We start from the raw sequence: 13,201 nt of genomic DNA on the forward strand, positions 1-13,201 counted from the left end.
CCCTCTGGATTACCACACGAAATTGCAGTCATCGTCCAACGGGGGCGGACTGCTTGAGCCGACCGAAGCCCAGATGTTTGCAACGAGGGCCTTTGCGACCGGCAACAGAGACTTCTGAGAAAGATCAGTGACATCCAGCTCTGGGAACATTATGTATTTCCGGTCAAACTGCATGGGCAAACCTCCCCTGAAACGTGTTCGAAAATCCCAAAGCTCTTGTCCATCTACATTGGCGAGAGAAAAATACATCCAAAGCCGCGCCCGATAGTCCAATTGCCTCATTTTCTCCACTGCACTGGCTACCGCCAGAAGGGACTCTGTAAAAAACAAAGGGTGAACTCTCTCAGTGCCATTTCCGTCCGCTTGGAGCAGATTCCCGTGCGACAGTTCGATAATTCCATTTCGGTAAATCTGAACTCGCTCACCTTGCCAATGGCCCCTATCTCCGAGTTGGATCCCATCAACATTAAGGATCCAATTCCCATCGCCTATATGAGGCAAAGTCTTGTAACGGAAAACATCTAGTAATTCTCGGTGCGAAAAAGTGTTGGGGGTGCCAAAAGCATCCTCAGGGACAACATGAATATGTAGAGTAGGATTTCCCCCGACGCCGGGCAGCTCGCTTCCGTCCGTCATGCCAGAGACACGACGATACACAAAGTTCTGAATTGCTTTTGCGGCCATGTCGCTTTCTCTAATGCATTCTCTGAGTTCGAAGGTTCGCATTTGTAGTGTTTGAGTTCCCACCCTCTTTGGGATAGAACATTTCCCATCTGGATATTCAATTCGGTGTGGAGCCTTCACACTTCTGAACACTCGCAAAACCACCGCATCCAGCGAAGTACTTAGTGGAATCCGCTTTATCTTTATCGACAGTGGCGGGTCAATCCTGCGAAGGAGGGCGTTGACCTGCCGTTCGAGATTATCTTCGTCGATTGGAGCGATCCCGGTCAGTTCACCTGCCTTTCCACTTTCAATTTCGCCAATGCCGAAGATGATGTCGCCGCCTTCGGAATTGGCCATTGCAGCGACATCCTTGAGGAGTTCGAAAATCTGTTCTTCTTTTCTAGGCCCTTTATCGAGGGCGTAAAATTCCTTTTTGAAGTCGAGAGTCTGTGACTCGGGCGTACTGTCGTTGACCAATGACTGAAGATCGGCTTCGGTGACTTTGGAAAGGTCGGCGAATTGCATTGTTGTCCTTGTCCGGGTTGGCATGGTTTTGCTATGCATGCGAAAGTTTAGTGGCCTTGACCCAGGCAAGACCATCGGTGATTTTACTACCTGAAATGGTTGGAAGTTGGGATTCTTGAGCAAACTCCGAAAGGTACTTCCTGCCCAATTGATTTTGATACCATACGTTGTGGTCGAGAGAGTTGACACACTTTCTTGCCTGCCGAAAGGGTGATCATGACAGAGAAAAAAGTCATCGATTTGGTTCGTGGAGAGATTCCAGATGTCTCAGCGTGGATCAATCCGGATAAGTCGAAAAGCCTGTCGGAAGCAATCCTCAAAGCTGCAAAACTTGGTTGCAGTTGTGAGTTTGGGGCTCATCGAGATGTGTTGTCTATCACAATGACGCATCCGCAAGTTTCACAATCCTGTCGTTACCAAATCCCACTGAGCCCACAGAACACAGTGCTTTGCGAGACCCCGGGGGATGTTTTGCTTGCCAAGGTGATCGACGGACTAGTCTCTATGATTAAAGGCAAGCTCAATGCTGCCAATTGATTCCACGCGGAATCAACTGCAACTGTCAGCCAATCCGCTGTTGGCCACTCATGCCGTGAAGTCGGTCGATGTGGCCGAGCTGCAGGCCCCCACGATCCACCGGCACCTGCTGCGTGAAACGAAGCGGGACATTCGCGACCTGCGGCGAAAGCAGACCGCCGCCGAGGCCATTGCGGGCCTCGACCACGTTCATGAGATTTATGGATTCACGAAAGGCCAGTTCGGTCTGCTGCAACTGCTCGAAGCGATACTCGAGCGCACCGGCCCGGCCCGCGTCTCACTCTCGACCTGGACAGCAGCCCGCCACGAAATCCAGACGCTCGATCGACACGTCAAAGCCGGTCGACTGCTCTCGATGCGTTGGCTGATCGATTTCTCTTTCGCCCGTCGCGACCCCGAAGCCGCCCACCAAATCCGCCAGACGTTCGGCCTCGATGCCATCCGAGTGGCCCAGAACCACAGCAAGTTTGCTCTCATTGAGGCCGAAGGCTGGGAACTGGTGCTGCGTACCAGCATGAATTTGAACATGAACCCCCGATTAGAGGATTTCACACTTGCGCATGACCCCGCCCTTGCGTCATTCTTGAGGGAAGTATTGAACGATATCTGGACACGGCAAAAAAGGAGTCTTGCCGATGCCAGCGGAAGAGAGCAGCGACAATTCTTCACTCACGAGCTTTGACCATGCCGCCCAGGTGGAGCAAGTGGCCAAGTGGATTCTCACGGGTGCCCGAGATCGCGATGTGCTGGAGGCCATCGAAAAGACATGGCCGCAGGCTGACCCCATGGCCCTGGTGCAAGAGGCCATTGGCGGCTTTGCACTGTCGGCCACACTCTCGCGAGATGCCGTCCGGGGATTCTGTTTTGAGGCAACACGCGACCTCTACCGGCGAATGACCGAAATCGGGGACTTCGCGGGAGCCCTCCGAGCCCTGAAACAGCTTGCGGACTTGGCAGCTTGAGCTTCTTTGCAGGAAAGGATGCCGAGCCGCCAGCACCTGATCCAAAGAACAAGCAAGAGCGGTACGAAGCGAAGAAAGCCCGCGAAGGCCAACGCCAGCGAGAGCAATCGGCCCAGGCTCGCGACATCGCCCCGGACATGCCCGAGGTGGCCGAACCGGCACGCCGGGAGCGGGCCGCCCACGATCTGCAATTCTTCTGCGAAACGTATGGGGCCAAGACGTTTTGCTTGGGCTGGTCTCCCGACCATCGCGAAGTGATCAAGACCATGCAAAGCACCATCACGGATGGAGGCTGCTATTGTCTCGCCATGCCCCGAGGGAGCGGCAAGACCTCACTGGCATTGTGGGTCTGCCTGTGGGCCATCCTCCACGGTTATGAACATTTCTTTGTGTTGATCGGTGCCACCGCAGAGGCCGCCAAAGAAATGCTGGCCGGGATCAAAGACGAGCTGGAAACCAACGAGCTGCTCCTGGCCGATTACCCCGAAACCTGTTACCCGATCGCACGGCTGGAAGGAGTGCCGCAGCGAAGATTGCTGTTCGCCGGAAAGCCCGTGCGGATGCTCTTCACGAAAACCCGGATTGTGCTGCCCAACATCCCCGGAAGCAAAGCCGCAGGGGCCATCATCGGCGTAGCTGGTCTGACGGGCCGCATTCGAGGCCTGCAGCACAGGCTGCCCGATGGAAAGAAAATCCGCCCCGGCTTTGTGTTGCTTGATGATCCGCAGACCGACAAATCGGCTGTGATGCCCGCCCAGAACGACAAGCGGGAACGTCTCATTTCGGGGGCTGTGCTGGGACTCGCAGGCCCCGGCCAGAAAATCTCCGCCGTGATGTGCTGCACGGTGATTGCTCCCAAAGACCTCTCCGACCGCTTCCTTGATCACAAGCTCCACCCGGAGTGGCACGGCAAGCGGTGTGCCATGCTCGCCATGCCCAAGCTGGAGGGGGAGCAGTGGCAGCGGTGGCTGGAATATGCCGATGTGATGGTGCAGAGCCACCATCTGAATGACGGGGGCCAGTTGCGGAATGCGTTCTACGAGAAGCATCGGGCCGAACTGGAAGAAGGTTTCACGGCGGCCTGGGAGGAACGCTTCGAAGAAGATGAAATCAGTGCCATTCAATCGGCGATGCACCTGTTTTTCAAAGACCGCTATGTCTTCTTTGCCGAATACCAGAACGACCCCGCAGCGGCTCAGGAAGATGATGCCGCCCTGTCGGCTCACGCCATCAAAGAGCGGCTGAGTGGATATGCTCGCGGTGTGGTGCCGCCGGAAACTGTCCTGTTGACCATGGGAACCGACGTGCAAGGCGAGCTGCTCTTCTATGTGATCGTGGCCTGGGCCGCCAACTTCTCGGGGGCAGTGATTGACTACGGCTCGTTTCCCGATCAGGAACGGGCCTACTATTCGCTGGCCGATGCCCGCCGGACACTCTCCCGCAAGTTCCGGGGGACTGACCGCCCGGGCCGAATCTATCAAGGTCTGTCGCAGCTCATGAGCGAAAAGTTAGCCAAGGAATGGAAAAAACCCGATGGGGAAACCTTGCGCATTGAGCGGGCTTTTGTTGACATGGGATTTGAGACCGACACCGTGCGGAAGTTCTGCGCGGAGTCGCCCTTCAAATCGCAACTCATGCCAGCCAAAGGAAGCGGAAAACCGCTGCGGTACATCAATGACGTCAGGCATCAACAGGGAAACGGCTGGTGCATTCCACCCGTGGCCAAGGGCCGCAAGGTTCGGGAATGCACCTTCGATTCCAATCTCTGGATCAAGTTCCACCGCGACCGGCTGACCGTCCCTGTGGGGACTCGGGGAGCACTCACACTCTGGACAGCACGCCCTTCCCCGCACCAGATGTTCGGCGACCACATCGACGCCGAAATCAAGACCGGCACATTCACAACCACCACGGGCGAGATTCACGACCGCTTTGACCTGCGGCCTGGACTCAGTGACAACCACTTCGCCGACTGCCTGAAAATGGCGTGCGTGGCGGCTTCGACCACAGGCAAGATCAAACTTTCATTGGCCAGCGAGGAAGCGGCCAGCACCAAGCCCAAGGGCCGCAAGAAGCGGGAACCCAAGGCGTATGAAATGACCTGGTAAAGGAAGACCGATGAAGGCTGACACATCAAAAGATAAAGACAATCAAAAAGGCCGACCCAAGGGAGCGGCCAACGTGACGCAGAAAACCACAACCATGCTCTCCCGATGCCCCAAGTGTGGGAGCACTGAACGGAGTGTGCTGTCGACGACATCGCAGCAGTTTGCCGGGATTGCTCCCGATGGGGAGCCGTACAACTTCATCATTCGTCGCCGGGTGAGGTGCTCAGGGTGCGGCCAGGTGCGAATCGATCGCGAGTTCAGCCAGCGGCGAGCCCCGGAAAAGGAATAAATTTTGAGCGGATAAGCAGGGCCTGTTTATCCGGTCTAGGAATCTCATGAGCTGGCAGCAGAATCGACTGCATGCCCGAACCCACCCCCACATTCGCCGAAGAAATGCTCACGAAGGTTGAAGACCTATTGCGCAAATCGGCTGGCCTGAAAGTGGTGACATGGGACGGGAAAACCATGCAGTACGACGACCTGGTGGCCCAGCGCGAAAAGTGGCGGCGAGAAGTCGCCCAGGAGCAGGGCAAACGGAATCGCGTGCTGGGCGTTGACCTCAGCGGATTCTAATCTTGCCCATCGGTGCCTATCTGCCGCCGTTTGTCCGTCGCGCTGGTCTGGCCTTTGCCAAATCACTCGAAGGGGCGTTCGCGTATGACGCGGTCAAAAACAATGGCCGCCGCCGTCCGGCTGATGGAATCGTCCGCAGTGCCGATGCGGAACTGAACGCCGAAGACCGCCGCCGGTTGCTCTCAGACAGCCGCACGATCGAGCAGAATTTCTCCGTGGTCGGCTGGATGGTGCGCAAGCATCTCGACTACACGACTACCTTCTCATTCGATGCGAAATCAGGGGACGATTACACCGATCAGTGGCTTGAAGACTTTGTCGCTGAGTGGAGCCAGCCCGAGAACTTCGACGCCGCGCACCGCATGGATATGGATGCCTTCCTGCGAGTCGCCGAGGGCCGCCGGTGTATCGATGGCGATTGCGGGCTGCTCAAGCTCGAGAATGGACAGTTGCAGGCCATCGAAGGGGATCGCATCAGGACGCCTTACAACGGGCTTCCCAACGATGTCCCCAAGGATGAAGTCATCCATGGCGTGCATACTGATGTCTACCAGGCAGGCCGGGCTCTGGCTTATGCCGTCTGCCGCCGGGCCAAGACCACCGACTATGGCCAGATTGGCCTCGATTTTCAGTTTGAACGCATGGTGCCCGTGCGGGACATGCTGCTGTATGCCAGCTTCGATCGCTTCGACCAGACACGCGGCATCAGCCCTTTGGCCGCTGGCCTCAATCCCCTGAAAGACCTCTACGAGGGATTTGATTACACCCTGGGCAAGATCAAGCTGGCCCAGCTCTTTGGGCTGGTGCTCTTTCGTGGTGATCCGGACAGCATCACGAAAGATACCTATGATGAAGAGGAAGCCCAGGACTATTCGAAGATCAACCTCAACAGCCAGAGGATTCTTGATCTTGATGTGGGCGACCGGGCCGAGTTTCTCGAAAGCCGCACCCCTGCCGCCGATACGGCGGCCTTCTTCCAGCAGATGCTGGCCTTGACTCTGAAGACTTTCGACATTCCCTACTCGTTTTACAACGAGAGCTTTTCCACGTACTCCGGCAGCCGTCAGGCACTGCTGATGTATGAGCAGTCGGCCCACAACAGCCGGAAGCTCCCCATTCGCACGCGCAACCATCTCCTCAAATGGCGGCTGGCTGTCGCTCTGCTGAACAACCAGATTCCGAGCCGCGTCAAAATCGAGCTGATGCGCTGGAGCTGGATTCATGCGGGCCTGCCGTGGATCGATCCACTCAAAGAAATCACAGCCGATCTGGCGGCTGTTCGCGGGCGGCTGGCCTCCCGCACTCAGATTTGCCGACTTCGCGGGACGGACTTTTACCAGATCGTCGATGAGCTGGCCCGCGAAGAAGACTACATGCGCAAGAAGAGCGTTTCGGTCTCCGAGATCGACGACAAGACGCTCTCCGAACTGGCCCACGCTGCCGAGCCATCACAGCCCCCAAATGGAGAGGGAGAGGACAATGCCTAGTCTCACAAAGCCACTGGCCCAACGCGCCAAGCCGACCGCCAAAGCGATGTGCTTTGCGGCGGCCCTCACGATTGAACCCCGCCAGAAGAAGGGTGCCTTCTCCGACACCTCGACCGACGAAAAGACCAAAGAGGGCTTGTCCGATGACACCGAGGAGCCCGAGAGTGGAGCCAGCAAGGATGGACTCTCCGAGCCCACGAAAGAGGGCATGGGAGACGACGGCAAGCCGCAGGAAGCTGCTGGCTTTGCGGACAGTGTGGCCGTCACGGTCAACGCTCGCACAGGTGGCGTGGCTTCCCACTGGTATTGGGATCGCTGCGTGCATGACTTCGCCGGGATGACTGCCCCGGCCCGCATCACGATCGATTACTGTCACAACCCCAGTGAGGTGCTGGGTTATGCCGATGTCTTCGAGCCTTCAGACGCGATGCTGGTCATTAAGGGGATGTTGACCCCGTTCGGCCAGGATCGAGCTGCCGAAGTGCTGCACAAGTCAGCGCTGGGCGTCCCCTACCAGGCTTCGATCCTCATGAATATGAGGACATACAGCATCGAGGAACTCGGTGCAGGACTGACAGCTCAAGTCAACGGCATAACCGTGGAAGGCCCTGTGGTCATCTTCCGCCAATGGGAACTGCTGGGGCTGGCCATCTGCCCCTATGGAGCAGACACCGGCACTTCGGTGGCACTCGATGCCAACGGAGGAGTCACGGAGGACTCAGCCGGTTTGAGCAATGACGAGCAGGCCACCGAGCCCGCAAAGGATGGTCTTTCCGACGATGAGGAACAGGAGGACGAAGAAAAGCCATCCGGCGAGTTCTACATGCAGACCTTCGGCGAAACGCATGGGGCCAGGTATTTCGCCAAGGGGCTCTCGCTCACTCAGGCCGCCGCCCAGTTCGCTCTCGATGTGGGCGAAGAAAACAAGCAACTGCAGAGCAAGCTCGATGCTTTGCGAGGCCTGGGAGTGGCAGGAGCACAGCCCGTCAGCTTTTCCGCTCCAACAGCCAAAGAGCCTGAGAAAGAAAAACTGGCGGCCAAGGCTGCTGAATTTGCCGATCGACTGCCCCCCGGTCTGTCGCGGTTTGCGGCAGGTTTCCAGATGCCCGGCCAAACGCAGCAGAGTTAGGCCGCACGCTTTCCGCCACCCGTGTTCCGTCAGTCCGTTGTTCACGTTTGATGTTTTGCCAAGTGTCGGCCCATGTGGGCCAGAAAGGATTTCGCCATGCCCACGGGAATGATCACTCTCTTGGATATCGCCAAGAAAAACGGCTCTGACCGCACAGTCGGGCTGATTGAAGAAACCGTTGTTGCCACGCCCGAGCTGCAACTGGGAGCGGCCCGCACCATTAAAGGGATCAGTTACCCCGTGCTGGTGCGAAACTCAGTCCCCAAAGGTGGCTTCCGTTCTGCCAACGAAGGGACGGAACGAGTCAAAAGCGAATACGTCAACAAGACGTTTGAAGCGATGATTTTCAACCCGCAGTGGGCGATGGATAAAGCCGTGGCCATGGCGGATGAAGACGGCCCGGCAGCGGCCATGGCTCGCGAGGCTCAGGGGATCATGTTGGGGTCGATGATCCATCTGGCCATGCAGTTTTACTACGGTGTCAACAATGATGCGAAAGGCTTCCCAGGCCTCGAAGCTCAGTATGACCTCACCGGCATGACGCTGGATGCCGAAGGAGCTGGTGGCCGTTCCGTCTGGGCCGTGAAGTTCGGCCCGCAGCATGTCCAGTGGCTCTGGGCTCAGGATGGTACTGGCCTGGTGGTCACACCGGAACGAGAGCAGACGCTCTACGATGCCAACGGCAAGCCCTACACGGGGATTCTGCAGGAAATCAACACCCGTGTGGGTCTCCAGCTTGGTTCTCGCCACAGTGCGGCCCGGATTGCCAACCTCGATGGAACGACCGGTCACACGCTCAACGATGACCTGATGTTCGATCTGCTGGCCAAGTTCCCCGCCGACGTGCGGCCCGACATGTTCCTGATGAACACCAAGTCGCTGAACGAACTCCGCAAGAGTCGCACAGCAACCAATGCGACCGGCACACCGGCACCGCTCCCCACCGAAGTGGGGAACATTCCCATCATGTTGACCGAGGCACTCAAGGACAACGAGCCAGCGGTGACCTAATCCGCTCGCCGTCTTCTGTCGGTGCTGTGCGTGTGATTGATGCGTCCGTTTTTCTTCTGTGTTTCATCAGTGGGCTGGCCCGTGCAGCCCACTTTTCTGAAAGGCCTCTGCCATGCCTCTGCCCAATCTCAAAGATGCCAGCCTGCAAAAGTCGTTTGCCTTGCCCAACGGTGTGGCCTCGACAGTTTCCGCCGCTATTCAGGTGAATGCCGCGGGCTATGAGTTCACCGCCAACGCTGAGCTGCTGATCGAAGCCCCCGCATTGACCACGGCCCGGCTCCCCGATGGCCAGACCGTCTCCTATGCCCTAGAGCAATCGGTCGACGAAGCCTTCACTTCGCCCGTGCCACTCTATGGCACCCTTTTCACCCAGACGGGAGCAGGTGGAATTGGTGCTCTGGCGGCCTCGGATCGCGTGCGGCTTCCTTCCGATGTGCTGCCCTGGGTGCGACTGAAGGCGACAAAAACCGGGGCGGCCAATGCCTCGGGAGCCAGTGCCACACTCAGCCTGGTGTTCTAACTCGCGTGCGGCTGCCAGCCGCTGTGCAGGACGGGTGGAAGTGCTGGCAGGTTGTGCGGCGACGTATGACCTGCCAGCACTTGTGGGAGGAGTTTTCAATGCTTTCGCGACGTATGGACAACATCAGCACCGTGGCTCATGTCCCCATTCACGACAAGGCCACCAGTGGCCTGCGCACGTTAATCCGGGCCATGCCTGGAAACACGGGCACAGTGAATGTCAGAGATGTGAATGATGCTGATGCCGATGGAATCACGCTGGCGGCTGGGGAGTTTCTCCCCGACCTGAAAACGCAGCCCTCTCAACTGGCCGTGCGGGCCAGTGCTGCCAATCAATCGATCGAGTGGGGAGCCGAATAACATGAAGTTCGGCAATGCACCCGGCGGTGGAGGTAATGGCGGAAGTGCGGGAGTGGTGCTGCAGCGCGTGGTCACCACGCGAACCGATACCGCGACGATCACGTCCACCATGTCCACAACGCCGACGAACACCAGCGGCACGGAAGTCCTCAGTCGCACCATTACTCCGGCCAACGCGGCCAACCTGGTGCGGCTGCAAATCCAGATCAGCGGCAGCAGCAACAATACCGATGACGGGCCGTCGAACAAGTATTTCCTGCTGACTGTGCTCAGGGGAACGACCGTGATTGCTGTCTTTGGTCTGCAGCGACAGGCCTTTTCCACCGAAACCGATGTGTTCCAGTTTACGGACGCACCCAATTCAACCGCACAACAAACCTACTCCGTGAGACTGGCCAGAAATGCCACCAGCTCAGGGAATTTCCTGCTGAATCAACTCTGGAACGCCACCACGCCAACCCCGGCCATGGCCTCCAGTCTCGAAGCGATGGAAATCGCTGGCTGATTCGGCCCATTCACTCAATCCGCTAGGGGAATGATTCGTGAATAACATTGTCCAACTGGCCATCGCCTTGATCGAGAAATCGACTGGCAAAAAAACCTACACCCTTTCGGGGCTGCTGGTCATTCTCGCCGTGTGCGACCTGCTGGGGCTGCTCCCGTCCGAAGGGAGAGAAGCCATCTATGTGGCGGCACTCGCGGGCGTGGCCGCTTCGCTGCGTCATGCCCTGACGACGAACAGCACCATTAACCAACTGGCCCAGGGGCTGGAGGGGCCAAACGAGATTCTAGTTCTCAAATCCCTCGATCCCCCTGAGTCGCCCACAGAGCAGCCACCGTCTGCAGGGCGGCTGTACGCTCTCATTCCCTTTCTGGTGATGAGCTGCTGTCTGGCGGGTTGTCTCCCCGAGTCGCAGGCCCGCACGAACATCGAAAAGCCTGCCGAAACCGCCCAGGTGAAAGCGACTCGCGATGCGGCAGGGAACACGCTCTTCGAGTGGTCAATCCGCTTCGAAGAACTCCGGCCCCAGGTGACACCACAACCAGTGACACCGCAGCCAGTCGGCCCCCAGCCTGCCAAGCCCGATCCTGTGAAGCCTGCAGGCCCACAGCCTCCACCCGTTCCACCAGGCCCCACGCCACCGGAACCGGACAAGCCCTTGCCCCCCGATCGGTTTGCGATCCGTGACAAGCTGGCCGCCGCCGCCCGGCTGGTGAGCCCCCAGGAGCGGGCCACACGCTGCCCCCAACTGGCGACATCGGCAGAAGACGTCGCCGAAAAGATTCGCAAGGGGACACTGACCACCCCTAACGCAGTGCTCCAGATCATGGTGGGCGAGCTGGCCGCACTCCCCGCCGAGTGGCAACCCCTCAAGAGTGCGGCCAAGACGGAGATTCAGCGGGTCTACATGGATGGACTGCTGAAAACGATGACCGATTGGGCCGACTTCTGCGACACCGTGGCCGCCGCTTTCCGGGCCGCCGTCTAAGTCCCGGGGCAGCCCTCATCAAAGGAGTGTGATTCATGCAGTGGAAGTTATGGTTGCGAGTGCTGCTCGCCATTCTCTCGATCTGCGGTGTGCTGTGCGTGGCCGTGGTCGTCATGCCCCCCAATCCCGCAGGCCCAGCCGCCGAGCCAGCCCCCCCTGTGGAGATTCGCCCGGACGCTGGCCCCGATCAGAACTTGGGCCTCCCCGACGACTTCGCGGAGGTCGATGCGGCCACCAATGATGCCCTGTTCCCCATGCCCTTCGCGGCGGAAGGTGACGAAAACCTCGAGCGCCACCAGTCGGCCAATGCCCGGCTCTATCGGGCCGCCGTGAAGGTCTCGACCCCATCGAAGCCTGTGGGCCAGCAGTTTCCGGCGATGTTCCAGGAGACGGGGGACTGTGTGAGCCAGGGCTTCTGCAATGCCTACAAGCTGCGGCTCTCGGTGCAGGTGGCCAGTGGCAGACCCCAACGGGTGATTGATCCGTTTCCGCCCTATACCTATGGAGCCACGCGGGTACTGGTCGATGGGCCGAAACTCCCCTGCCGCAGAGCCGGGGCTTATCCCTCATCCGCCATCAAAGCCTTTCGAGAATTCGGTGTGGTCACAGCGGAAGAAGCGGGGGTGCCTTATTCCGGGCGGCTCGCTGATGACTGGGGCTGCAACGGGCCACCGGCCCGCCTGATTGCCCTGGGCAAACAACGCACCGGCGATGCTTACCCGATCCGCTCTGCCGCCGAGGCCGCCGCCGCTCTCGACAATGGCTACCCGCTCACACTCTCGACCACTTGGCGGCCTGATGCAGGCCGGGAAATCGATGGCCGCATTGTCTGCCGACGTGGCGGGAACTGGGCTCATCAAATGGCTGTGATCGGCTTCGATGGTGCCGTCTCCGACAAGCTCGAGCGCAAGTATTTCCTGATCTGGAACAGCCACGGAGCCCAGGCCCACAAGAAGCCACTCGGCGATGAACCGCAAGGTTCGTTCTGGGTCACATGGCCCGAGTTCGACCGGATTTGTCAATCCTCCACCCTGTACGCGATCAACGACGCCACCGGCTTTCCTGCCGATGACCTCGACTGGTCTTTATTTGACCGACTGAAGGAGTAATCATGTGTGCGTTCAAAGTTCTGGCATTTCTCTGGGCTTTCGGCTTTGGTGTGCTGGCAGGAGTCAGCACCTGCCGCCTGAGTCATTTCGTGCAGGCACTGCCGCTCGCCGCCAGTGCTCCCACCACAGAGAGCCGCCCGGCCCAGGTCTTGAGTCCCGTGGCTGAAGCCCATCTCTCGCTCCTGTCGCTCCTCGATGAGGTGCCGCAGTCTCCACCGGCTCCCACGCCCGTGGCCCCGGCCCCGTTGACGCCCGCTGTCTTGACCCCCGAGGAGTGCGAGGATTGTCTCCAGCAGCTCGAGAGTGCGGCCAATGCTCTCCCGCCGGTCGATCTCACGCCGCTGGAGCTGCTCACGCCCCCGGTACTGGTGACGCCCCTAGTGCCGATCCCTGACCCGATCTCCACCCCCGACGCTCCCCGGCTGAATTGGGAGTTGCCACCCTCACCCGTCAAGGTGCGAATGCCGACACCAGCCGCCATTCCCGCCGTGATGCAGAAGCCGCAGCCCACTCCCGCCGAGGCGCCCAGGCCCCAACAGGAACCACAGCAGAAGCCCCAAGCAGCACTGAGCCCCACGGCTCCCTTGCGGCCCCCGGCTGTGATCTGCGAAGGGGGCCAATGTCGGCCCGTCACTCTGGCCAATGTCCCCCGGGCTGTCGTGACTTACCAGCCCGCACCCAGCAAGCCCCGCAAACGCCTCTTCAGCCGTCTCCACCGCCCGTGA

Annotated in this window: 16 protein-coding genes; 15 read left to right on the top strand and 1 reads right to left on the bottom strand. The window is 59.0% G+C overall.

The genetic code is table 11. The annotated features are described in order from the left end of the window. Positions 1 to 9 precede the first annotated feature (9 nt). Positions 10 to 1,191 carry an AlbA family DNA-binding domain-containing protein gene (locus A6X21_RS22690; protein ID WP_068853203.1) on the bottom strand — a complete coding sequence of 394 codons (1,182 nt, stop codon included), beginning with the start codon at positions 1,189 to 1,191 and terminating at the stop codon, positions 10 to 12. A 216-nt stretch (positions 1,192 to 1,407) separates the two neighbouring features. Here A6X21_RS22690 and A6X21_RS22695 point away from each other — a divergent pair, with 216 nt between their 5' ends. The 15 genes from A6X21_RS22695 to A6X21_RS22765 all read left to right on the top strand — a co-directional run bounded on the left by A6X21_RS22695 (position 1,408) and on the right by A6X21_RS22765 (position 13,201). Continuing rightward, positions 1,408 to 1,728, top strand: a complete 321-nt coding sequence (locus A6X21_RS22695; RefSeq protein WP_068853206.1) for a hypothetical protein — start codon at positions 1,408 to 1,410, stop codon at positions 1,726 to 1,728. Continuing rightward, a complete protein-coding gene (locus A6X21_RS22700) occupies positions 1,715 to 2,410 on the top strand; it encodes a hypothetical protein (RefSeq protein ID WP_068853210.1) in 696 nt (231 codons plus the stop codon). Before A6X21_RS22695 ends, A6X21_RS22700 begins: the two co-directional genes overlap by 14 nt. Next, positions 2,364 to 2,690, top strand: a complete 327-nt coding sequence (locus tag A6X21_RS22705) for a hypothetical protein (RefSeq protein WP_041401598.1) — start codon at positions 2,364 to 2,366, stop codon at positions 2,688 to 2,690. The genes A6X21_RS22700 and A6X21_RS22705 overlap by 47 nt, the downstream gene beginning before the upstream one ends. Beyond that, complete coding sequence (locus A6X21_RS22710; RefSeq protein WP_068853213.1) at positions 2,687 to 4,798, top strand: terminase gpA endonuclease subunit; 2,112 nt, start codon at positions 2,687 to 2,689, stop codon at positions 4,796 to 4,798. The genes A6X21_RS22705 and A6X21_RS22710 overlap by 4 nt, the downstream gene beginning before the upstream one ends. Before the next feature lie 10 nt (positions 4,799 to 4,808). Next, positions 4,809 to 5,087, top strand: coding sequence for a hypothetical protein (locus tag A6X21_RS22715; RefSeq protein WP_068853216.1), 279 nt, complete (start codon positions 4,809 to 4,811; stop codon positions 5,085 to 5,087). Positions 5,088 to 5,158: 71 nt separating this feature from the next. Continuing rightward, positions 5,159 to 5,371, top strand: coding sequence for a hypothetical protein (locus tag A6X21_RS22720; RefSeq protein ID WP_068853218.1), 213 nt, complete (start codon positions 5,159 to 5,161; stop codon positions 5,369 to 5,371). 2 nt (positions 5,372 to 5,373) lie between these two features. Beyond that, positions 5,374 to 6,858, top strand: coding sequence for a phage portal protein (locus tag A6X21_RS22725; RefSeq protein ID WP_068853220.1), 1,485 nt, complete (start codon positions 5,374 to 5,376; stop codon positions 6,856 to 6,858). After that, a complete protein-coding gene (locus tag A6X21_RS22730; RefSeq protein WP_068853222.1) occupies positions 6,851 to 7,987 on the top strand; it encodes a hypothetical protein in 1,137 nt (378 codons plus the stop codon). The genes A6X21_RS22725 and A6X21_RS22730 overlap by 8 nt, the downstream gene beginning before the upstream one ends. Before the next feature lie 96 nt (positions 7,988 to 8,083). Beyond that, positions 8,084 to 8,998, top strand: coding sequence for a major capsid protein (locus A6X21_RS22735; RefSeq protein ID WP_131818506.1), 915 nt, complete (start codon positions 8,084 to 8,086; stop codon positions 8,996 to 8,998). 112 nt (positions 8,999 to 9,110) lie between these two features. Next, on the top strand, positions 9,111 to 9,518 hold the full coding sequence (locus tag A6X21_RS22740; protein ID WP_068853227.1) for a hypothetical protein: 408 nt from the start codon (positions 9,111 to 9,113) through the stop codon (positions 9,516 to 9,518). A 98-nt stretch (positions 9,519 to 9,616) separates the two neighbouring features. After that, a complete protein-coding gene (locus A6X21_RS22745; protein WP_131818507.1) occupies positions 9,617 to 9,877 on the top strand; it encodes a hypothetical protein in 261 nt (86 codons plus the stop codon). A gap of 1 nt (position 9,878) precedes the next feature. Further along, a complete protein-coding gene (locus A6X21_RS22750; protein ID WP_068853232.1) occupies positions 9,879 to 10,382 on the top strand; it encodes a hypothetical protein in 504 nt (167 codons plus the stop codon). A gap of 37 nt (positions 10,383 to 10,419) precedes the next feature. Further along, complete coding sequence (locus tag A6X21_RS24900) at positions 10,420 to 11,367, top strand: hypothetical protein (RefSeq protein ID WP_068853235.1); 948 nt, start codon at positions 10,420 to 10,422, stop codon at positions 11,365 to 11,367. Between the two features lie 35 nt (positions 11,368 to 11,402). Then, the gene (locus A6X21_RS22760; protein WP_068853238.1) at positions 11,403 to 12,476 is read left to right on the top strand and encodes a hypothetical protein; all 1,074 of its coding nucleotides are present in this window, start codon (positions 11,403 to 11,405) and stop codon (positions 12,474 to 12,476) included. A 2-nt stretch (positions 12,477 to 12,478) separates the two neighbouring features. Next, positions 12,479 to 13,201: a hypothetical protein gene (locus A6X21_RS22765; protein WP_068853242.1), complete on the top strand. Its 723-nt coding sequence runs from the start codon at positions 12,479 to 12,481 to the stop codon at positions 13,199 to 13,201.

Source organism: Planctopirus hydrillae (genome assembly GCF_001707835.1).
Classification (GTDB): domain Bacteria; phylum Planctomycetota; class Planctomycetia; order Planctomycetales; family Planctomycetaceae; genus Planctopirus; species Planctopirus hydrillae.